The organism is Rhodobacteraceae bacterium D3-12 (assembly GCA_025916135.1).
GTDB lineage: Bacteria > Pseudomonadota > Alphaproteobacteria > Rhodobacterales > Rhodobacteraceae > JAKGBX01.
The window spans coordinates 2,616,697-2,637,261 of sequence record CP104793.1; the positions used below are offsets into that span (position 1 = coordinate 2,616,697).

The window sequence follows — 20,565 nt, forward strand, 5'->3', positions numbered from 1 at the left end:
AATTTTCTTGCTCACTCACCGGCCTTTTCCTGACGCTCCTTAATCATTCTTGCATGATAGCGTTGGAAATCCTCTCCGTTGTCAAGCGCATAGCGTTTCTCATTAACCCAGACAAACATATCAAGCGTCGTCTGCGCGCCAAAGGCTCCGGGCATCACGGCCACGGTGGCCATATTGGCGGCTTTGCCCTCTGGCACCTCCTCGGGAAAGAACATCACCGTCGGCGTGAACAGAATCCCCCATTTGCGCATCAGGTCGGATTGCGCCGCCTCCTGACCGTCAAAATCAACCGCCGTATCGTCACCATGCAGGTTCATCTGCACCACAAAGAAGTTGTCTTTGATGTATTGGCTGATCTCCGGGCGGGGATAGATCTCCTTGTGCATCTTGGTGCAATAAATACAGCCGCGCTGCTCGATGAACACCACCAGCCGCTTGCCCTCGGCATTCGCCTCGGCCAGATCGTCACGCAAATCCTTGAAGGTGTCGCGCATCCATTCGGTCTTGTGCAGCCCGTCATCCCCCAGCTCCGCCGCCTGCACAGCGCCCGTGCTGGTCGCAAGGCCAATGACCATCCCCAGAACCGTCAAAATCCGTCTCATCTCGCCTCTCCTCTTGCCTCTTCCAACCGGGTTACAGCCCGATCAAACCCAGATCACAGCGGGCCCAACCTCACCCCAACGTGGTGAAACTCGGGAACACCTCGATCATCCAATTCGAAATCACGTTCACACTCCCCGTCGCGATCAGCAACGCGAAAACGATCAACATCACGCCCATCGCCTTTTCCACATAGGCCATCTTGGCGCGATGCTTCTGCAACCACGTCAAAAACGGCCGCGCAAACACCGCCGCCACAACGAATGGCGCGGTCATGCCCAGCCCGAACACCGCCAACAACAACGCGCCCTGCACGATGTCGCCCATGCCGCTCGCCATCATCAGGATCGTCGCCAGAACCGGCCCGACACAGGCGGTCCAGCCAAATCCGAACGCCAAGCCCATGGCATAAGCGCCAAACACGGTGCTTGGGTCCGCCTTGCTCTCCATCCGGGCCTCACGCATCAAGAACCCGATGCGGATCACCCCAAGGAAATGCAGGCCAAAGACGAAAATCACCGCCGCCGCCACATAGGACAACACCTCTTTCCACTGGATAAACGTCTGGCCCAGCGCGGTCGCTCCCATGCCCATCAGCATGAAAATCGTTGTGACCCCCAAGGCGAACATGATGGCCGAAATCACCAGCCGTTTCGCCGCGCCGGGGGCGATCTCGCCATCGCCGCGCAGCTCGGCCATGCTGATTCCCGCCATGTAGCTCAGGTAAAATGGCACCATCGGCAGGATGCAGGGCGTGAAAAACGCCACAAAACCGGCTAGAAGAGCGCCCAAAAAGGTAATATCCATGATGTTTCGCGCCCCACCCCTTGCCGGGTTTCACTTGGGCCTCCCTTGAAGCATTCACATATTCAGATTATGTGAGATGATGAAATTGTCAATCGGGTGCCCGATGTTCCACCGCCTGCTCATATCTGCGTCGCTCGTGTTCTGGGCCACAATCGCGCCTTTCGCAAGCGCGGCTGAACTGGTGATGGTCGAACAACAAGGCTGCGCCTATTGCCGCGAATGGCACAAGGTGATCGGGCCGATCTATGCCAAAACGCCCGAAGGGGCCTTTGCCCCGCTCAGGGTGATCGACATCGACGACCCGGTGCCGGCCGACCTGCGCTTTGCGCGCAAAGCGGTCTATACGCCGACCTTCATCCTCGTCGAAGACGGGGTGGAACTGGGCCGGATCCAAGGCTACCCGGGCGAAGACTTCTTCTGGGGGCTGCTCGATATGCTGCTGCAGGACAAAACCGACTATGTTGCAAACGCGCCGACAAACGGATGATGCCGCAGCGCAGCACCTTCCAAAGACCGCACACAGCCGTTATAGACCTCTAAACGCCAACACCCTGCCTTAGCCAACCGCGACCCGGCATGTTTTTAACAGGACGCACACGACCATGGCCCTTCCCGTATTCAGCAAAGACCTCAGCGACGATGAAATGGATCGCTTTGTCTCCAACGCGACCGCTGCCTCGAATTTCCTGAAAACCGTGAGCCACGAAGGGCGGTTGATGATCCTCTGCCACCTCGTCTCCGGCGAAAAATCAGTGACCGAACTCGAAGACCTGCTCTCGGCGCGGCAAGCGGCGGTGTCGCAACAACTCTCGCGGCTGCGCCTCGAAGGGCTGGTGATTCCGCGCCGCGATGGCAAGGCGATCTATTACCGGCTGGCAGATGACCGGCCCAAGCGGATGCTTGAATTGGTCTACGAACTGTTCTGCGAAACTGACGACGGGGATTAACCGCCCCCGGCGCTAACGGTGGGGGAGGACCGAAACGCGCTATGCTTGACCTGATCGGCGATACCGGCCTCGTGGCGTTGTTTGGCGCTTTGGGCGGCGTGGTGCTTGGGCTCGCGGCGCGGATTGGACGGTTTTGCACCATGGGCGCAATCGAAGACCTGCTCTATGGCGGCTCTTCTGTTCGGATGCGCATGTGGGTGCTGGCCATCGGCGTGGCGGTGATCGGTGCCTTTGGCCTGACCCATATCGGCTGGCTGGACCCGCAAGACAGCTATTATCTCTCGATCCGCTGGATGCCGCTGGCCTCTATCCTCGGAGGGCTGGCGTTTGGCTATGGCATGGCGCTGTCGGGCAATTGCGGCTTCGGCGCGATTGCGCGGCTCGGCGGCGGCGATTTGCGGGCGTTTGTGATCGTGCTGGTGATGGGGGTGTCGGCCTATGTGGTGCTGAACGGGCCGCTCGCCGGCCTGCGCGCCTGGGCGTTCCCGCAACAAGGCGTCACCGATGATCTGCCCCCCGGCATTGTGCATATGCTGGCCCATTGGACGGGGGGGCCGCTCACTTGGCTTGGCATCGGCATCGGGCTGGCCCTCACGCTGGGCGCTCTGGCGTCGCGGACATTCCTGTCGCAGCCCGCCTCGGTCTTTTGGGCGGTGATGGTCGGCCTCGCGATCACGTCCGGCTGGGCGGGGTCGGCCTATGTCGCGGCGCATGGCTTTACGGCGCTGCCGGTGGTGTCGCATTCCTTCGCGGCCCCGGTGGGGGAAACGCTGCTCTATACGATGACCTCATCGGCCCGCGCGCCCAGCTTCGCGGTCGGCTCGATCGCCGGCGTCGTGCTCGGCGCCTTTGTCGGTTCCCTGATCAAAGGCCACTTCCGCTGGGAAGCCTGCGAAGACCCCCTCGAGCTGCGCCGCCAGATCCTCGGCGCGGCGCTCATGGGCGGCGGCGCAGTGCTGGCCATGGGCTGCACGGTGGGCCAAGGGCTCTCGGCGTTCTCCGTGCTCAGTTTCTCGGCCCCCATCACCTTCTTGTCGATCTTCGCCGGGGCCGCGTTGGGACTGCGTCAGTTGATCGAAGGGTTTCAACCGGCAGAATAACCGCAAAGACATCGCGCAGAGCTTCGGGCGGCGCGCAATGATTAGGTATTGCGCCGCGCTGCGCGCGTCGCCGGGAGCCTCGCTTCGCTCAGCCTTAGTGCAACCGCTAGGGATGCGCCCGGTTTCGTGGTCCGCTCAATCGCCAGCATTGTGCTTTACGCATGCGACAGCTTCCTGATCAAAGGCCACTTCCGCCGGGAAGCTTGCGACGACCCCCGCGCGCTGCGCCACCAGATCCTCAGCGCGGCGCTCATGGGAGACGGCGCAGTTCTGGCCATGGGCTGCACGGTGGGCCAAGGGCTTTCGGTATTCTCCGTGCTCAGTTTCTCGGCCCCAGTTTCTCGGCCCCCCGTCACCTTCCTGTCGATCTTCGCCGGGGCCGCCTTGGGTCTGCGCCAGTTGATCGAAAGGTTTCAACCGGCGGAATAATCGCAAAGACATCGCGCAGAGCTTTGGGCGGCACACAATGATTAGGTATTGCGCCGCGCTGCGCGCGCCGCCGGGGGGCCTCGCTTCGCTCGGCCTTTGTACAACCGCGAGGGATGCGCCCAAACCTTGCACGTGGCATTTTGGATCAGCGTTGTGAAAATGGGTATTTAGATCAAGACAGACACCTATCACTCTTTGCGTGCACGCCCCCCTTCCCTACCAGAAACACCCATGCACGGCGCCTCAACCCACGCCCCACCCAGACCAATTTTCGCCCCCCCGAAAAGCGGCAGGGGTGGGCCGCGCTAACCTTGCCTTTGCACGCCGACACTGGCTTGGGTGGGAGCCGCTTTTCGGGGGGCGTTAAACCACCTCGAAATCAATTCCACCCAAGACCTGACCATTGACCTGAATACTCACCCGATGCGGGCCGGGCACGATCTTGACCGTCGTGGCATCGCGCGGGATGCGGTAGCGTTTGGTGAACCTTAAGGGTTTGCCGGGGTCGACCACCCCCTGACCCAGCTTCATCACCTTGCGGCGCGGCGCAAGCGCTTGACCGCGGTGAAACTCAAGCAGGTAATCCACCAGCACCGGCGTGCGCTCCGCCGCGCTCAACGTCACCTCAAAGGTGATCTGCTCGCCCACCGGCACGCGGGCGCGATCAAGCGTCAGCGTCTTGAGCGTGACCGGCGCATCGGCGCGATAGCCAAGCATCGCCATCGCCCGCGCATCGCCTTGTTTGACCAGCGTGCGCAGCGCGTGTTTGCGCATCCACGCCAATTCCCGCGCGTTCTGTTTGCCCGCCGCGCCCCATGCCTCAAGCCGGTCCATCACCACGCCGGGCATCATCCGGCTCAGATCATTCATATGGTTCGCCACCGAGCGCGTTACAAACCGCGTGCCATCCGCATGCAGCACATCGAGCAGCCCCAGCGCCCGCGCCGGATCGGCGTTGATCTTCTTACCCCAAGGCAGCTTGGGCCGCGTCCCCTCGCTCACCAAACGGCGCACGTGGTAATGCGGGTGCCTGCTCCAGCCTTCCAGCCGGTCAAACACCGCATCCTCGCAAGCGTTCAAAAACGGGCGGATCGCATATTCCATCGAGAACCGCTGCGTCACCTCTTCCAACACATCAAGGCTCCGCTCCGGCGCGTCGATCCCCCGGCGCACCACCAACTCTCCCAAGGGCGCAAAGATGAAATCACCGAAATCATCATCGCTCAGCGTCGGATCACACGGCGCCGGCAACGCCGCCACGATCGCCTCGGCCAGCGGCTCAAACGCGCCCGGCAGCGCCCGATCAAGGCACTCCGCGATCCAATCAATCCGCGCCTTCAGCTCAAGTTCGCCCAGCCGCGACAGCACCTCCCGCTCGAACGCCACACGCTCGAACCCCGGCACCGCCGACGCAAAAAGCCCGGCCAAATAGCCGAGCTTTTCTGGGTTAAACAGCTGATCCGCCAGAGAAAATCCCTTGGCCATCAGAGCGTCGCGTTCACGCCGCCACCATCCAGCAACAGGTTCTGACCAACGATGAACCCGGCATGAACCGAACACAGAAACGCACAGGCCGCGCCGAACTCTTCGGCCGTGCCATAGCGCCCCGCCGGGATGTTCTTGCACCGCGCGGCAATCGCCTCCTCCATCGTGATCCCCTGTTCCTTGGTCACCTTGGTATCAAGCGAAATCGCCCGGTCCGTCGCGTGAATGCCCGGCAGCAGATTGTTGATCGTCACACCCGATCCGGCCACCTGCCGCGCCGTGCCCGCCACATAGCCGGTCAGCCCCGCACGCGCCGAATTCGACAAGCCCAAAACGCCAATCGGCGCTTTCACCGACTGCGAGGTGATGTTCACCACCCGGCCCCATCCGCGGTCCATCATGCCCGGCAAAAGCGCCTTCATCATCGCAATCGGCGCCAGCATATTGGCATCCAGCGCCTTGATGAAATCCTCGCGCTCCCAATCGTACCACATCCCCGGAGGTGGCCCGCCCGCGTTGTTGACAAGGATATCGACCGCCCCCGCCGCCTCAAGCACCGCCGCGCGGCCGTCCTCGGTGGTGATATCGGCGGCCACCGGCACCACAGTCACCCCGTGACGCTCCGCAATCTCCTCCGCCGCAGCCGCAAGCGGCCCTTCCGAGCGTGCGTTCATCACAAGGTCAACCCCCGCCCCCGCCAGCGCTTCGGCACAACCGCGCCCCAACCCCTTGGAAGACGCGCAAACCACTGCCTTTTTACCCGCAAGTCCCAGATCCATACTCAATTCTCCCGTTTTCCGAATCCCTCATGTCGGCGCGATCATCCACCAACCGCGCCCGCATTGCCAGAAAATCGCCGGGGCGTTGACCCCGCCCCGCCATATTTCTAAGTTAGGCCTGCTCTAACAGTGGATAAAACCCAAAAGAGCAGCCCCCCTTGACCCACCTCGCGAGCCCCCCCTTGACCCGACAAGACACCCGCCCGGCCCATGCGCTTCCTGTTTTCACCGCGGATTTGCTCACGGTGGTGAATGGCGCAAACTTGGGCGATTCCCTCGCCCATGCGGCCGAGCTTCAACTCGAAGACACCTATGCCCTGCGCGTCGGGGCCGAGGCGCGCCGCCTGTCGGTCATGGCCGGGGACAACGGCCACTTCACCATCGCCGCGCGCACCGCCATCGGCACCCCCGGCGCGACCGTTGTGCTTGATTGCTGCCTCACACTGATGACCCGCACAAGCGAAGTGATCGAACTTCTGGTGCTGGTCGAAACCGACGAGGCCGGGCATATCGCCGAAATCTACGGCCTGCCGCTGGCGCCGCTCGAGGCGAAAACCGATTACCTGCTGGTCGGCATTGACCGCGACGCAGGCCATTCCCGCCTTGCGCAACTGGCCTGCGTGTCGTTCACCCGTGGCACCCATATTACGCTGTCGACCGGCGAACAGCGTGCGGTCGAAACCCTTGCGGCTGGCGACAAGGGCCCTGACCCGCGATGATGGCGTGCAAGAGATTCGCTGGATCGGTCAAACCACCCAACGCGCTGTAGGAGAGTTTGCGCCCGTGCGCATCGCCGCCGGGGCGCTCCATAACGAAGGCGATCTGCTGGTCTCTCCCGATCACCGCCTGTTCATCTATCAGCGCAGCGATGCGCTTGGCGCCGGGCGCTCGGAACTGCTGATCAAAGCGCGCCATCTGGTCAATGGCGACTCCATTCAGTTTCAGAGCGGCGGCTTTGTCGATTACTTCCAACTGCTGTTTGACCGCCATCAGATCATCTTTGCCGAAGGCATCGCCGCCGAAACCCTTCTGGCCGATCAACGCACCCACGCCGCCCTGCCCCGCGACATCGCCGCGCGGCTTCTGGCGGATCGCACGCATGACGATTCGTCTCACCATGATTTCGAGGTTTCGGGCAACCTGCTCGACCGCCCCGATGCCGCCGCCCTCCTGCGCCGCGCCTCGACCCGCTAGCGCGCTCCGCTAGGCCGGGACCGGTTGCTCCAACCTCGCCCCGATCCATGTCTTATCCGGGCCTCGCCCCGATCCATGTCTTATCCAGACCTGCTCCGGGCCAGCCGCCTCAGTTCTCCTCCTGCGACGCCGCCATCTCAATCGCCTTCAGGAAATTCGGCGCCAGCTCTTCCTCGTCCCAATGCGATTTGATCCGCCCCGCCAAAAGCGCGGTCCAATAGATCCTCAGAACCCGGTTGATCCGCTGCCCATACCCCGGCCCCAGCCGCCGGAACCACCGCACCATTTCCGCGTCCAGCCGGATCGTCACCCGGTCCTTGACCACCTTCACCGGTTCGCGCGTGTCCAAGCCCGCCCAATCCTCGGGCAAGGACCGCTCCAACCAATGCGCCGCCAAATCGCTCTGCAATTCGCGCAACTCCCGGTGCATCCGTGCCCGCGCCTCTTGTTTCGTCATCGCCATGCCGGCCTCCTGTTTCGATTAACCTCATCGCAACACTTAGCGCCCAAAGGTTAACGCCTCCCGGCGCCACCGCACGGCAGCCGGGAGTCAGCCGGATGTCAGCCGGGAGTCACCCCCTCTTTTCGCGTCTTTGCCAATTTCCTTACCAAAGCGGTTTGGGCGTTAACCAATGTTAAGATTACGATGCAAATCCCCCACAACATCACAGCCTGCCGCACGTTTTGCCGCTTTTCTCGATGGAGCCTGTCGGGAAAACGATTTATACGCACCAACATGTTGGATACCGCACAAAACCGCCCCGAATTGCCGCCCGAAATCGCGCGTCGCCGCACCTTTGCGATCATCTCGCACCCGGATGCTGGCAAGACGACCCTGACCGAGAAATTTCTGCTCTTCGGCGGGGCGATCCAAATGGCCGGACAGGTCCGCGCCAAGGGTGAAGCGCGCCGCACCCGGTCCGACTTTATGCAGATGGAAAAAGACCGCGGTATCTCGGTCTCGGCCTCGGCAATGTCGTTTGATTTCAAAACCTTCCGCTTCAATCTTGTGGACACGCCCGGTCACTCGGATTTCTCCGAAGACACCTATCGCACGCTCACCGCGGTCGACGCGGCGGTGATGGTAATCGACGGCGCAAAAGGCGTGGAAAGCCAGACCCAAAAGCTGTTCGAAGTCTGCCGCCTGCGCGACCTGCCGATCCTGACGTTTTGTAACAAAATGGACCGCGAAAGCCGCGACACCTTTGACATCATTGACGAAATTCAGGAAATGCTTGCCATCGACGTGACCCCGGCAAGCTGGCCCATTGGCGTCGGGCGCGACTTTATGGGCTGTTACGACATGCTCAACGACCGCCTCGAACTGATGGATCGCGCCGACCGGAACCGCGTTGCGGAAACGATTGAAATCAAAGGCTTGGACGATCCCAAACTGGCCGAACACGTCCCTGCCGAGCTGCTTGAAAAGCTGGTGGAAGAGGTCGAAATGGCGCGCGAACTGCTGCCCGCGCTCAACCCTCAATCCGTGATCGAAGGGCATATGACGCCGATCTGGTTTGGTTCCGCGATCAACTCTTTCGGCGTCAAGGAATTGATGGAGGGGATCGCCTCTTACGGCCCCGAACCGCAAATCCAATCCGCCCAGCCGCGCCAGATTTCTCCCGAAGAAACAAAGGTTTCCGGCTTTGTCTTCAAGGTTCAGGCCAACATGGACCCCAAGCACCGCGACCGCGTGGCTTTTGTCCGTCTGGCCTCGGGCCACTTCAAACGCGGCATGAAACTCACCCATGTGCGTTCCAAGAAACCGATGGCCATTTCCAACCCCGTCCTCTTCCTCGCCTCCGACCGTGAGCTGGCCGAAGAGGCTTGGGCCGGTGACATTATCGGCATCCCCAACCACGGCCAGCTGCGGATTGGCGATACGTTAACGGAAGGGGAACTTTTGCGTGTTACAAACATCCCTTCCTTTGCGCCGGAACTCCTGCAATCCGTCCGCGCCACCGATCCGCTCAAGGCCAAGCACCTCGAAAAAGCGTTAATGCAATTCGCCGAAGAAGGGGCCGCCAAAGTGTTCAAACCGTCGATCGGCTCCGGCTTTATCGTCGGTGTCGTCGGCGCGCTGCAATTCGAAGTGCTCGCCAGCCGGATCGAAATGGAATACGGCCTGCCCGTGCGCTTTGAACAGTCGCAATTCACCTCCGCCCGCTGGGTCAGCGGAGACAAGCAACCTGTTGAAAAGTTTACGAATTCCAACAAACAACACATCGCACACGACCATGATGGCGACATCGTCTACCTGACCCGCCTGCAATGGGATATCGACCGGATCGAGCGCGACTACCCCGATGTCACCCTCTCCGCCACCAAGGAGATGATGGTCTGACGCGACGCCCCCGCACTCAGCAATTGCGCCGCCCCAAACCCTCGTGCAAACTCCCCCAATGAGTGACATGAGTGAACAGTCTCTGACCTATCCCGGCGGCGCCGAAGAACTGATCGCGCGTTGGAATTCCCGGCGCGAGCCGTTTCTTTTCTATGGTCAGGCCCTGCCGCCGCCCGACATTGACCTCGCCCCCCTAACCCGCATTCAGGTCACGAAAAATTTCACTCGCAAGCACCCTGACGAGGCCCGCGCCGAGGGCACATACTCCGAAAAACACCGCCGCGTCGCCAAGGAGTTCATCGGCAACTCGCAACTCGCCTATCTCAACGGCCTGCTCATCGCCAACCTGCGCCGCTCCGCCCAACCACCCCACGCCGCCGCGCTGTTCCAACGCCTTTGGGCCGAACACTCCGACCACCTGATCGCGGCCCTCGACAAACGCTGGCTGGTCTCCTCGGTGATGACCTTCGCCGACCACGGTCAAACCGACCGGCAACGCCAGTTGGGCCAAGCGCTGCGCATGCTCTTCGGCCTGATGAAACTCTATGAATTCGAGCGGCTTTTCTCCGGCACCCCGGCGCACAAGCCCTTCAAACAAAACAACAAGGCCCGCGGCCCCCTGCCGTTAGAGATGGAGCCGTTCTCCCTGCGCAACGGCGGTCTCGACAGCTTCCTACTCGCCCCAATCTGGGACATGGCCCGCGCCGAGCCGGTCATCGGCCCGCTCGCCTGTCACCTGCTTGATGCGCTCAACGCCGATGACCGCAACGTCTTTCGCCGCCTCGCCGCAATGCGCGACGACTACGCCCGCCGCAAAGGGGTCGAGTGATGCATTGGGGCGTTGTGTCCACCATCAAAGCGCCCCTGCGCGACATCGCGAATTTCGCCGCGCACCACCTCGACATCGGCGCGCATCGCGTGATCATCTATCTCGACGATGACAACCCCGCCGCCATCAAGGCCCTTGCCGATCACCCCAAACTCAAGCTGATCAAGGCCGACGCCGCCAACTGGCGCAACGCAAATCGTCCCGACAAGCACCAGCCCCGCCAATCCGCCAACGCCCGCCACGCGCTCAAACGCAAATCGGGCGGCCTCGACTGGCTCGCCCATATCGACGTTGACGAATTTCTCTGGCCTGCCAAGCCCTTGGCCGCACAGCTTGAAGCCCTACCTCAGGACTGTCTCTGCGCCCGGATCCGCCCAATCGAGGCGCTCTCACCCGAAGGGGTGCCCGACATTCCCGCGCATATCACCCACTTCAAGGCCACCGCTTTGAAGCGGGACAAGCGCAATGCCGAAACCGGCGCGATCTACCCAACCTTCGGGCCGCATCTCAATGGCGGCTTCCTCAGCCATGTTGCGGGCAAGATGATCTTTCGCACCGGCATCGACGGCCTCAGCCCGCGCATCCACAACGTCGTTCTCGGCGACACCCAAAATCCCGGCCAGCACGAGCTTGCGCAAACCGAGCTGTGCCACCTTCACGCGCCCAGCCTTGCGGACTGGCTCGCGCGCTTCGATTATCGCCTTGAGAAAGGTGCCTACCGCGCCGAACTCGCCCCCACCCGCGCCCGCTCGCGCGGCGGATTAACCATGCATGAACTCTTTCACACCATACTCGATGAACATGGCCGCGATGGGTTGCATGCGTTCTATGACGAGGTGTGTCGCGCCGCCCCCGATCTGCGCGCAAGGCTTGATGCGCACGGGTTGCTGCGCAGCTACGCGCTTGATCTTGACGCCAAGCGCGCGAAACATTTCCCCGGTTTGACGCTGGATTGACGCTAAACTGGCAACAATAAGCCTGCTATTTCGCCTTGATGCAGCAATAAGTTGACCACGGCGCCTATTTTGCCTATGCATCGCGCGGGTCTTTATTGTGGAGAACCACAGGACCATCCGGGTCCGACCCACCCCTTACGCTACGGGCCAGACGTGTCCGTAAACTGCGGATACACATGACAAAATTTTCTGACCTAAAGCTACACGCGAAGGTTCTTAAAGCCGTCGAAGAAACCGGCTATGAATCACCCACCCCAATCCAAGCCGGGGCCATCCCCCCAGCTCTCGAAGGCCGCGACGTGCTCGGCATTGCCCAGACGGGCACGGGCAAGACCGCCTCCTTCACCCTTCCCATGATCACGATGCTGGCCCGTGGCCGCGCCCGCGCGCGGATGCCACGCAGCCTCGTGCTTTGCCCGACGCGCGAACTCGCCGCGCAGGTGGCCGAAAATTTCGACACCTACGCCAAGAACGTCAAACTTTCCAAGGCGTTGCTCATCGGCGGCGTGTCGTTCAAGGAACAAGACCTGCTGATCGACAAGGGCGTTGACGTCCTGATCGCGACGCCGGGTCGCCTGCTCGACCATTTCGAACGGGGCAAGCTGATCCTCTCGGACGTCAAGGTGATGGTGGTCGACGAAGCCGACCGCATGCTCGACATGGGCTTTATCCCTGATATCGAACGGATTTTCGGCCTCACGCCCTTCACCCGCCAGACCCTCTTTTTCTCCGCCACCATGGCGCCTGAGATCGAGCGCATCACCAACACCTTCCTGTCCAACCCCGCCCGTATCGAAGTCGCTCGGCAGGCCACCGCCTCTGAGACGATCGAACAGGGCGTGGTCATGTTCAAAGGCTCGCGGCGCGACCGCGAGGCGACGGAAAAGCGTAAAGTGCTGCGCATGATGATCGACAGCGAGGGCGAGAAATGCACCAACGCGATCATCTTCTGCAACCGCAAGACGGATGTGGATATCGTCGCTAAGTCGTTGAAAAAATACGGCTATGACGCGGCCCCGATCCACGGCGATCTCGACCAATCGCAACGCACACGCACGCTCGAAGGTTTCCGGGGCGGCGATCTGCGCTTCCTTGTGGCCTCTGACGTGGCTGCGCGCGGGCTTGATGTGCCCTCGGTCAGCCATGTGTTCAACTTCGACGTTCCCGGCCATGCCGAGGACTACGTTCACCGCATCGGTCGCACCGGCCGCGCCGGGCGCGATGGCAAAGCGATGATGATCTGCGTGCCGCGTGATGAGAAAAACCTCGAAGACATCGAGCGTCTGATCCAAAAAGAGATCCCACGCCTCGACAACCCGCTCGGTGGCAACGCACCAGCCGCCGCCCCGTCTGGCGACACGGACTCGGAGACAGGCAAACCCCAAGGTGAGCCCAAACCCCGCAGCCGCACCCGGTCGCGCAGCCGTTCCAAGCCCGCGCCCGAGGCCGAGACCAAACCCGAAACGCAAGCTGAAACCGCCGCAGACGCCAAGGTCGACGCAGATGCCAAACCGGCAGCCGCCGCGCCAGAAGCCTCTACTGAGGCACCGCAGCAAACCGCCGAAGCCTCTGAACCAAAAGAGAAATCTCGCGGTCGCCGCGGCGGGCGGTCTGATCGTAACAATCAGGGTAATCACGGCAACCAAGGTAACCAAGGCAACAAAACTGTCGGCATGGGCGATCACATGCCCAGCTTCATTGCCAAAAGCTTTGACGACCGGCAGGCCGGATAACCCGCGCCCTAGTCGATCAACGCATCAGAGCGCAAACCTGCCCGTTCCAGATGAATGGGCAGGGCACCCGACCATAAAGCTGTTTGGTCCGCTCCGGTCGGCCCACCATGCCCGCCTCTTCCATGTAAGAGAAAATCGCGACATAGCGCGGCCGCGCCCCGGCAAGCGGTGCCACCCGATGCAATGAATATCGCCCCCGGAAAATCTGCAAATCGCCGGGCCGCAATTCCAACCGCCGCACCCGGTCGGATGAACCATCAAGCACCGCACGCACCGCGTCGAAATGCTCATCAACCGAATCGCGAATATTCGGCGCATATTCAAATGCGCCACCCCTCTCGGCGTTCTGCAAAGCCAGCGTGACGGTAAAATTGTTGGTATCAAAATGCCACGGAAAGCCATTGCCCTCCTCCGGCTCTTCCAGACGTTCGCGGATAAAGCAATCAAATCCCGGCGCGTAAAACACCGTTCTCAACGGCCCCTCAGGCCTGAAATTATCCGCCGGAATGAAGGCGTTCGAGCGGTCATAAACCCGCCTGCGCGGGTCGCCACCCGGCAGGCTCTCATCCTCGCTCGTGAAATAGGCATTGGTCTTGGAAAAGCTGCGATGCCCTTGATTTAAAACAATATCTGCCTCGGCCACCGTCGCGGCAATCCCTGCTTCAGTCAGAAAGCCGCGCAACCATCCAACCGCAAGCTCTTGCGCACTTGATCCAACACAACCACCGCCCGAGCAGGGTCATCAATCGGATAGCGTTTCAGATCTATCAACTGTCCAGCACTTGCTACCATGACCCCTCTCCTCATGCTCTACCCCAGCCAAGAACAGATCTGCGGCCCGTTCTTTTTCAAAAACAACACGCGTCACGTCGTACCCCACCCCGCCCTTGACAATTCCTGACACTGAGCTACCTTTGACCTGTGGGCGCAAAACCCACATCTTTCCCTAAAAATTGTGAGAATAATCATGCTGACAGATCGTTTTGACGATGCTCTGAGCTATGCCGCGCGGCTTCACCGCGATCAAACGCGCAAAGGCTCTGGCGTCCCTTATGTTTCCCACCTCATCGCCGTTGCCTCCCTTGTTCTGGAATATGGTGGCGACGAAGATCAGGCCATTGGCGGCCTTCTCCACGATGCCGTCGAAGACCAAGGCGGCGCGGCAGCGCTGGCCGAGATTACATCGCGATTTGGCCCCCGCGTCGCCGCTATCGTCACTGCCTGTTCCGACAGTGACGGTGACAACAAAGCCCCTTGGGAGGAACGTAAGAACGCCTATCTCGCTGGGATTGCTAAAAAATCCGACGACGCCGTGCTTGTCACCACTTGTGACAAACTGCACAACGCGACCAGCATCGTCGAAGACCTGCGCCGCGTTGGCCCCACGGTGTTTGAACGTTTCACCGCCCGGCGTGACGGCACGCTCTGGTACTACCGCGAACTCGCCCGCGCCCTTGCGCAACGCGCGCCCGGCCCCTTGACGGAGCGCCTCTCGCGCCGCGTGGATGAGCTGCACACCCTCGCCGAAAGCATGGCTTAAACGCGGCCTCTGATCCGGTGCACCGCGCTCAGGATCAACGCCGCGACGATCAGCACCATGGCCAGCGTCAGCAAAGCGAACTTCACCGCCGCCGCGCTGGAATAGGTCATGGCTAAGGTTTGGGAAATCGCGTCTGGCCGCGCCAGCATGGCGAAAGACAAAAGGTTCTCAACCGCGTCCATCGCCGCGCCCGCCATCCCGGTCACGGCCGCCCAAACGCCCACGCGCCGCCCCCAGTGTCCCGCGCCGCTCAATCGTGCAACCAGCGTGCCCAGCAATAGCGCCAACACCATCACCGTGGCGATGAAGCCAAAATCAATTATCTGCGTGCGCCAGTAGACTTCCAGCGTCCCCGCTTCCTGCATCACGCCGTAGAAGCCTTCGATTTTCTCGGCGTCAAACGCAAGCTGCCCTGTCGCATAATCCACCGGATGCCGAGACGCGGCATAGCTCGCATCAAGCCGTCCTTTAACCACCTGAAACGCACCAAAAGCGGCCAGCGTTGCACCCGCGTGAAGATAGGGGTTGATCGAAAAAAGTCGTGCAAACATGTGATTCTCCGTTTCCATTCCACGGAATTTTAATTACATTCCTCGGAATATTACTCAAGAGGCAAAATGAAAAACCTTCCCCTCCCTGCCCGCTTCGGCCAACAGATGGGCATCACGAGCCAGCTCTATATCGGTCTCATGTCACGGATCATCGAGCCGCACGGGCTCACCTATGCACAGTTTACGGTTCTCTTGCACCTCGCCCGTCGCAAGCACCCGACACGGGTGTCCGACATGGCGCGCGCGGTCGAACTCAATCAACCAGCGGTCACCAAGGTTGTGCAGAAATTTATCGCAAATGGCTGGGCCGAAACCACGCCCGACGCAAGCGATCAGCGAAGCCGCCAGATCGCCATTACTGACGCCGGTCGCACCCATATCGCAGAGGTGCAACAAAGCTTTGGGCCGATGTTTGCGCGCCTACTCGACGGTTGGAGCGAAGATCACCTCGACCGGTTTATCGCCGATCTCCAGACCCTCACCAACACTCTCGAAACGCTTAAAAACCCCTAGGTCAGGCGGCTTGTTACCACCGTCACCTCGGGCTTCTTGCCAATCTCGTCTTGCGCCACCTTGCGCACGACTCGCTTCAACTCTTGTTCCAGCTTGGCATCATCAGCCAGCGTCTTTTCCGACGCCCGGCCAAGGAACTGCCCCAAATCGGCTTCAAGGATCTCAACCAACGGCACCCGGCTTCGCCCGGTCTCGGCAATCCCCATAAGCTCGCACCACGGATCACCCAACGGCTCGTCGCGCTCATCAAGGATCAGCGTCACCACCACATGCCCGTTCAAGGCCATGCGAATCCGGTCGCGCACGATCCCGTCCAACGCCCCAATCTGCACCGCCCCATCCAGATACATGCGGCCGGTTTCGATATACTCAGCCACAGTCGGTTCATTGCCGCTCAGGTCGATCATCATCCCGTTCACCGCGACAATCCCCTGACGTCGCTTAGACTTGGCCAGCTTCACATGCTCGCGCAGGTGCCGGTGTTCGCCATGCATCGGGATCACCATCTGCGGATCGACCAGATCGTGCATCTTGGCCAAATCCGGCCGGTTGGCGTGGCCCGACACGTGATAGAAGCCGGCGTTTTCATCGACCACATCAACGCCCATCTCGGAAAACTGGTTCATGATGCGGATCACGCCACGTTCGTTCCCCGGAATGGTTTTTGATGAAAAGAGGAACATATCCCCTTCCTTCATCGTGATCCCGTTAAACTTGCCCCGCGCCAGTTGCGCGCTCGCCGCGCGCCGCTCCCCTTGCGAGCCGGTCACCAGCAAACACAGGTTCTCGCGTGGCACCGAAACGGCATCTTCCGGCGCAATCACCTTGGGAAAGCCGGTCAAAACGCCGGTTTCCACCGCCGCCTCGATCATCCGGCGCATCGCCCGCCCCAGCAAACAGATTGAGCGCCCAGCCCGCTCTGCCGCCTCTGCCAGCGTTTTCACCCGCGCCACGTTTGACGCGAATGTCGTCGCCACGACCATGCCCTTGGCGCTGGAAAACAGCGCCTCGATTTCGCCGGGTAATTCAGATTCCGAGCGCCCCTCTTTGGTTGAAAATACGTTGGTTGAATCACACACCAACGCCCGAACACCCGGCTTGGCAATCTCCTGCCACATCGCCTCGTCAAAGGGTTCGCCCACGATCGGCTCGTGATCGACCTTGAAGTCACCCGAATGCACGATCCGCCCGTCCGGGCTATCAATAACCAGCCCCGCACTCTCCGGGATCGAATGCGACACCGGCGCAAATGCAACCGTAAACGGCCCCGCCTGCACGGTTTCGGGCCATGGCGAAACGGTCTTGATCTTCTTGGGATCCTGCCCCGCCTCTTCCATCTTCAAACGCGCCAAATGCGCGGTAAAGGCGCGGGCATAGACCGGCACATCCAGCAGATCGGGAAAGCGCGACACCGCCCCGATGTGATCCTCATGTGCGTGGGTGATGAAAATCGCCTCAAGCCGATCCTTACGCTCAATCAGCCAACTCATGTCCGGCAGGATCAGATCAACCCCCGGCGTGCTGTCCATATCCGGGAAGGTGACCCCCAGATCGATAAGGATGAACCGCTCCTTCCCCTCTGGCCCATAGCCATAGACATAGGCGTTCATGCCAATTTCCCCGGCACCGCCAAGGGGAAGATAAATCAATCGGTCGCGGCTCATATATTGCCCTGCTCTTTGTTATAATTGTGGATCACGGTCAGCCCGTGCATGGTCAGATCATCTTCGAACGCATCGAACAGATCCTCGGATTGCTGGAACAATGGCGCCAGCCCGCCTGTTGCTATCACTTGCATGTCGCGGTCGCGCTCGGCTTTGATACGTCCGCATACCTCTTTGACAAGGCCGACATACCCCCAAAACACGCCGGATTGAATACACGCCACCGTGTTCGTGCCAATCACCGACTGCGGCTTGGCAATATCTACATGCGGCAGCGCAGCGGCGGCCATATGCAACGCCTCAAGGCTCAGGTTCACACCGGGAGAGATCACCCCACCGATATAGGCCCCGTCCTTTGCCACCACATCAAATGTTGTCGCCGTGCCGAAATCCACCACGATGATATCACCGCCATGCCGGTCAAACGCCGCCGCCGTGTTCACCAATCTGTCCGGCCCCACGATCGTGCCCTCATCCACCCGCGGCGCATGCGGCAACAGACAGTCGGGCTTGCCCACAACCAAGGGACGCGCGCCAAAAAACCGGTCGGCAAAAACCCGAAGGTTGAACACAACCCGCGGCACCGTGGACGAGATGATCACCTCGGTGATATCCACCTCCACCCCGTAATGTTTGACCAAGGTGGAATACCAGGTGAAATAGGCATCCGCCGTGCGGGCATGATGCGTCGATGTCCGCAAGGTGCAGAGAAACGTCTCGCCGTCCCAAATCGAAAACACCGTATTCGTGTTGCCGCAATCAATGCACAGAAGCATGCCCGCTCCCTTTCAAAAGAAAATATCCGCAGCAGCAATCGCCACCCGGCCCTTGGGCGTGGATAGAACAAGATTGCCCACCTCGTCCACCGTCTCAAAGGTGCCGGTCGTTTCATCCTTCGTGGTGCGCGCCGTGATCACTTCGCCCAACCGCGCCGCCCGCGACAGCCACGCCTCGCGGATCGGCTGAAAACCATAGGTCTGAAACGCCGCCTCACGCTTGGCAAATGCCGCTGCCAACTGGTCAAGAAACAGCTCCGGCGTGACCTCAACCCCCAACGCCTGCCTAAGCGAGACCGGCGGCACCGCGCCCTCGTCGACCGTTTCTGGCACATGCGACAGGTTCACACCGATCCCGATAAAAAGATGCGTTTGCCCGCCCATTTGCCCCGAACTTTCAAGCAATATCCCGGCCAGCTTGCCACCGTTCAACAGCACATCATTGGGCCACTTCAAGGCAAAGCTCTCGGCCCGACCGGTCACCGCAACGCAGGCATCAAACAACGCCAGCGCCGCCACAAAAGACCGCAATGCCAACTGCCCCGGCGGATCATCTCGCCGCAGTACCAACGTCGCTGCGAAATTCCCGCCCGGATCGCGCCACGCCCGGCCGCGCCGCCCCCGCGCTGCCACTTGCCGCCGCGCCAAAATCCACTCCGGCCCGCTAAGCTCCGATACAACCCGCGCGGCCACGGCCATGGTGCTGTCCACCTCGTCCAACACCCGCCGCCCATATCCGTCCGGCCAACCGTTCATACCCGCTCCTGCGCTTTCATCTTGCCCAAAATACTCAAATTCCACCGGTTCCAAAAGCAAAACGCCCGCCAATCAAAGCGGGCGTTCGCCTCTTTACACCTGTGCAAGATCAGTTAACCAGCGCCGCCGCCGCGCTCTGCGCCACAGCCTCGATGCCGAACAGGTTCACAACCCCCACCAGCATCGCCGCCGCGCTCGCCATCAACAGCACCCAGCTGACCGATGCGCGCCCCTTATCGAGCCCGTCACCCTCTTCGCCGAAATACATGTAATAGACGATGCGCAGGTAATAGAACGCGCCAATCACCGAGGCGACCACCCCGGCCACAGCCAGCCACGCCAAACCGCCCTCATAGGCCGCGCGCAGCACATAGAACTTGCCGAAAAAGCCCACCAACGGCGGCACACCCGCCAGCGAGAAGAGCAGGATCAGCATCGCCAAGGCCCGGCCCGGCTCGCGCTTGGCATATTGGTTGAGCGCAGCGATCTCCGTCACCGGCTGACCATCACGCTCCATCGACATGATAAAGGCAAAGGTGCCCACGTTCATGGTCACGTAAATCGCCATATAGATCAGCATCGCCTGAACGCCCAACGCCGTCCCCGCAGCCAGCCCCATCAGGGCAAACCCCATATGCGAGATCGACGAATAGGCCATCAGCCGTTTGATGTTGGTCTGCCCGATCGCCGCCACCGCGCCGACGAACATGCTCAGCACCGCCAACAGCGCCAGAACCTGGCTCCAATCGCCGCTCACGCCGCCAAAGGCGTCGTGCAACACGCGCGCAAACAACGCCATCGCCGCCATCTTCGGCGCTGTGGCAAAAAACGCAGTCACCGGCGTGGGCGAGCCTTCGTAAACATCCGGCGTCCACATGTGAAACGGCACTGCGCTCACTTTGAACGCCAGCCCGGTCATCACAAAGATCAGCCCCAGCAGCAATCCAATCGGTGCATGCCCCTCACCCGCCGCTTCGATGATCCCGCTAAACAGCGTGGTCCCGGCATAGCCATAGGTCAACGACGCGCCATAAAGCAGCAAGCCCGAAGACAGCGCGCCCAGCACAAAGTACTTCAGCCCGGCCTCGGTCGAGCGCACACTGTCGCGCCGCATCGCCGCCACCACATAGAGCGCCAGCGATTGCAACTCGAGCCCCATATAAAGCGCCATGAGGTCGCCCGCCGACACCATCATCATCATCCCGACCGAGGCCAAAGCCACAAGGACCGGATACTCAAACTTCATCATGCCACGCTTGGCCATGAAGTCTTGTCCCATGACCAAAACCGCCGCCGCGCTCAGCAAAATCGTGACCTTGGCAAACCGGGCAAAACCGTCGTCATTGAACATGCCGCCAAAGGCCGTTCTGGTCCCCGTTCCGGTCATCCCGATCCAGATACCAAGCACCGCCATCAACGCCGCCGTCGCCCAGATCAGCGGCGCGGCAAGCTTGTCCTTGCCAGTATAGACCGCCAGCAAAAGAGCGCCCATCGCATAAAGCGAAAGAACAATCTCGGGCAGGATAATGTTCAGATCAGCCTGGATCATCTCTCAAACTCCG

21 protein-coding genes and 2 pseudogenes are annotated in these 20,565 nt (G+C 61.0%); 11 read left to right on the forward strand and 12 right to left on the reverse strand.

The window, feature by feature from the left end; all coding sequences use genetic code 11:
• Positions 1 to 11: 11 nt before the first annotated feature.
• Both N4R57_12855 and N4R57_12860 read right to left on the reverse strand, forming a co-directional pair.
• A complete protein-coding gene (locus N4R57_12855; protein UYV39574.1) occupies positions 12 to 575 on the reverse strand; it encodes a thioredoxin family protein in 564 nt (187 codons plus the stop codon).
• Between the two features lie 97 nt (positions 576 to 672).
• On the reverse strand, positions 673 to 1,410 hold the full coding sequence (locus N4R57_12860; GenBank protein ID UYV39575.1) for a cytochrome c biogenesis protein CcdA: 738 nt from the start codon (positions 1,408 to 1,410) through the stop codon (positions 673 to 675).
• A 73-nt stretch (positions 1,411 to 1,483) separates the two neighbouring features.
• Here N4R57_12860 and N4R57_12865 point away from each other — a divergent pair, with 73 nt between their 5' ends.
• The 4 genes and pseudogenes from N4R57_12865 to N4R57_12880 all read left to right on the forward strand — a co-directional run bounded on the left by N4R57_12865 (position 1,484) and on the right by N4R57_12880 (position 3,883).
• A complete protein-coding gene (locus N4R57_12865) occupies positions 1,484 to 1,894 on the forward strand; it encodes a thioredoxin family protein (protein UYV35938.1) in 411 nt (136 codons plus the stop codon).
• Positions 1,895 to 2,009: 115 nt separating this feature from the next.
• Positions 2,010 to 2,354, forward strand: a complete 345-nt coding sequence (locus N4R57_12870) for a metalloregulator ArsR/SmtB family transcription factor (GenBank protein ID UYV35939.1) — start codon at positions 2,010 to 2,012, stop codon at positions 2,352 to 2,354.
• A gap of 41 nt (positions 2,355 to 2,395) precedes the next feature.
• Positions 2,396 to 3,454: a YeeE/YedE family protein gene (locus N4R57_12875; GenBank protein ID UYV35940.1), complete on the forward strand. Its 1,059-nt coding sequence runs from the start codon at positions 2,396 to 2,398 to the stop codon at positions 3,452 to 3,454.
• A gap of 93 nt (positions 3,455 to 3,547) precedes the next feature.
• Positions 3,548 to 3,883, forward strand: a pseudogene (locus N4R57_12880) (YeeE/YedE family protein).
• 363 nt (positions 3,884 to 4,246) lie between these two features.
• Here the strand turns inward: N4R57_12880 and N4R57_12885 are convergent.
• Together N4R57_12885 and N4R57_12890 are read right to left on the reverse strand one after the other, a co-directional pair.
• Entirely contained in the window at positions 4,247 to 5,368 is a 1,122-nt protein-coding gene (locus N4R57_12885) for a hypothetical protein (protein UYV35941.1), read from the reverse strand.
• Positions 5,368 to 6,147 (reverse strand): SDR family oxidoreductase, encoded by a 780-nt coding sequence (locus N4R57_12890; protein ID UYV35942.1) that lies wholly within the window; start codon positions 6,145 to 6,147, stop codon positions 5,368 to 5,370. The genes N4R57_12885 and N4R57_12890 overlap by 1 nt, the downstream gene beginning before the upstream one ends.
• A gap of 182 nt (positions 6,148 to 6,329) precedes the next feature.
• Here N4R57_12890 and N4R57_12895 point away from each other — a divergent pair.
• Positions 6,330 to 7,341: pseudogene (locus N4R57_12895) on the forward strand (Hint domain-containing protein).
• A 109-nt stretch (positions 7,342 to 7,450) separates the two neighbouring features.
• On the opposite strand, the gene N4R57_12900 reads toward N4R57_12895, so the two are convergent.
• A complete protein-coding gene (locus tag N4R57_12900) occupies positions 7,451 to 7,804 on the reverse strand; it encodes a BrnA antitoxin family protein (GenBank protein ID UYV35943.1) in 354 nt (117 codons plus the stop codon).
• Between the two features lie 273 nt (positions 7,805 to 8,077).
• On the opposite strand from N4R57_12900, the gene N4R57_12905 reads away from it, so the two are divergent.
• The 4 genes from N4R57_12905 to N4R57_12920 all read left to right on the forward strand — a co-directional run bounded on the left by N4R57_12905 (position 8,078) and on the right by N4R57_12920 (position 13,203).
• Positions 8,078 to 9,685 carry a peptide chain release factor 3 gene (locus N4R57_12905; protein ID UYV35944.1) on the forward strand — a complete coding sequence of 536 codons (1,608 nt, stop codon included), beginning with the start codon at positions 8,078 to 8,080 and terminating at the stop codon, positions 9,683 to 9,685.
• Positions 9,686 to 9,752: 67 nt separating this feature from the next.
• Positions 9,753 to 10,514, forward strand: coding sequence for a hypothetical protein (locus tag N4R57_12910; GenBank protein ID UYV35945.1), 762 nt, complete (start codon positions 9,753 to 9,755; stop codon positions 10,512 to 10,514).
• The gene (locus N4R57_12915; GenBank protein ID UYV35946.1) at positions 10,514 to 11,470 is read left to right on the forward strand and encodes a glycosyltransferase family 2 protein; all 957 of its coding nucleotides are present in this window, start codon (positions 10,514 to 10,516) and stop codon (positions 11,468 to 11,470) included. The genes N4R57_12910 and N4R57_12915 overlap by 1 nt, the downstream gene beginning before the upstream one ends.
• 176 nt (positions 11,471 to 11,646) lie before the next feature.
• A complete protein-coding gene (locus tag N4R57_12920; GenBank protein UYV35947.1) occupies positions 11,647 to 13,203 on the forward strand; it encodes a DEAD/DEAH box helicase in 1,557 nt (518 codons plus the stop codon).
• Positions 13,204 to 13,219: 16 nt separating this feature from the next.
• On the opposite strand, the gene N4R57_12925 is transcribed toward N4R57_12920, so the two are convergent.
• Together N4R57_12925 and N4R57_12930 are read right to left on the reverse strand one after the other, a co-directional pair.
• Positions 13,220 to 13,885 carry a hypothetical protein gene (locus N4R57_12925; GenBank protein UYV35948.1) on the reverse strand — a complete coding sequence of 222 codons (666 nt, stop codon included), beginning with the start codon at positions 13,883 to 13,885 and terminating at the stop codon, positions 13,220 to 13,222.
• Positions 13,870 to 13,995, reverse strand: coding sequence for a hypothetical protein (locus tag N4R57_12930; GenBank protein ID UYV35949.1), 126 nt, complete (start codon positions 13,993 to 13,995; stop codon positions 13,870 to 13,872). Before N4R57_12930 ends, N4R57_12925 begins: the two co-directional genes overlap by 16 nt.
• A 175-nt stretch (positions 13,996 to 14,170) precedes the next feature.
• Here N4R57_12930 and N4R57_12935 point away from each other — a divergent pair, with 175 nt between their 5' ends.
• Entirely contained in the window at positions 14,171 to 14,743 is a 573-nt protein-coding gene (locus N4R57_12935; protein ID UYV35950.1) for an HD domain-containing protein, read from the forward strand.
• Here the strand turns inward: N4R57_12935 and N4R57_12940 are convergent.
• On the reverse strand, positions 14,740 to 15,294 hold the full coding sequence (locus N4R57_12940) for a hypothetical protein (protein UYV35951.1): 555 nt from the start codon (positions 15,292 to 15,294) through the stop codon (positions 14,740 to 14,742). The two genes, N4R57_12935 and N4R57_12940, sit on opposite strands and share 4 nt — an antisense overlap.
• Positions 15,295 to 15,360: 66 nt before the next feature.
• On the opposite strand from N4R57_12940, the gene N4R57_12945 reads away from it, so the two are divergent.
• Positions 15,361 to 15,807, forward strand: a complete 447-nt coding sequence (locus N4R57_12945; protein ID UYV35952.1) for a MarR family winged helix-turn-helix transcriptional regulator — start codon at positions 15,361 to 15,363, stop codon at positions 15,805 to 15,807.
• Here N4R57_12945 and N4R57_12950 read toward each other — a convergent pair.
• The 4 genes from N4R57_12950 to nuoN form a co-directional block, all read right to left on the reverse strand.
• Entirely contained in the window at positions 15,804 to 17,471 is a 1,668-nt protein-coding gene (locus N4R57_12950) for a ribonuclease J (GenBank protein UYV35953.1), read from the reverse strand. The genes N4R57_12945 and N4R57_12950 overlap by 4 nt on opposite strands.
• Positions 17,468 to 18,247 (reverse strand): type III pantothenate kinase, encoded by a 780-nt coding sequence (locus tag N4R57_12955; GenBank protein UYV35954.1) that lies wholly within the window; start codon positions 18,245 to 18,247, stop codon positions 17,468 to 17,470. Before N4R57_12955 ends, N4R57_12950 begins: the two co-directional genes overlap by 4 nt.
• A 12-nt stretch (positions 18,248 to 18,259) precedes the next feature.
• Positions 18,260 to 19,003 (reverse strand): biotin--[acetyl-CoA-carboxylase] ligase, encoded by a 744-nt coding sequence (locus N4R57_12960; protein UYV35955.1) that lies wholly within the window; start codon positions 19,001 to 19,003, stop codon positions 18,260 to 18,262.
• A gap of 109 nt (positions 19,004 to 19,112) precedes the next feature.
• Positions 19,113 to 20,552 (reverse strand): NADH-quinone oxidoreductase subunit NuoN, encoded by a 1,440-nt coding sequence (gene nuoN / locus N4R57_12965; GenBank protein UYV35956.1) that lies wholly within the window; start codon positions 20,550 to 20,552, stop codon positions 19,113 to 19,115.
• Positions 20,553 to 20,565: the final 13 nt, after the last annotated feature.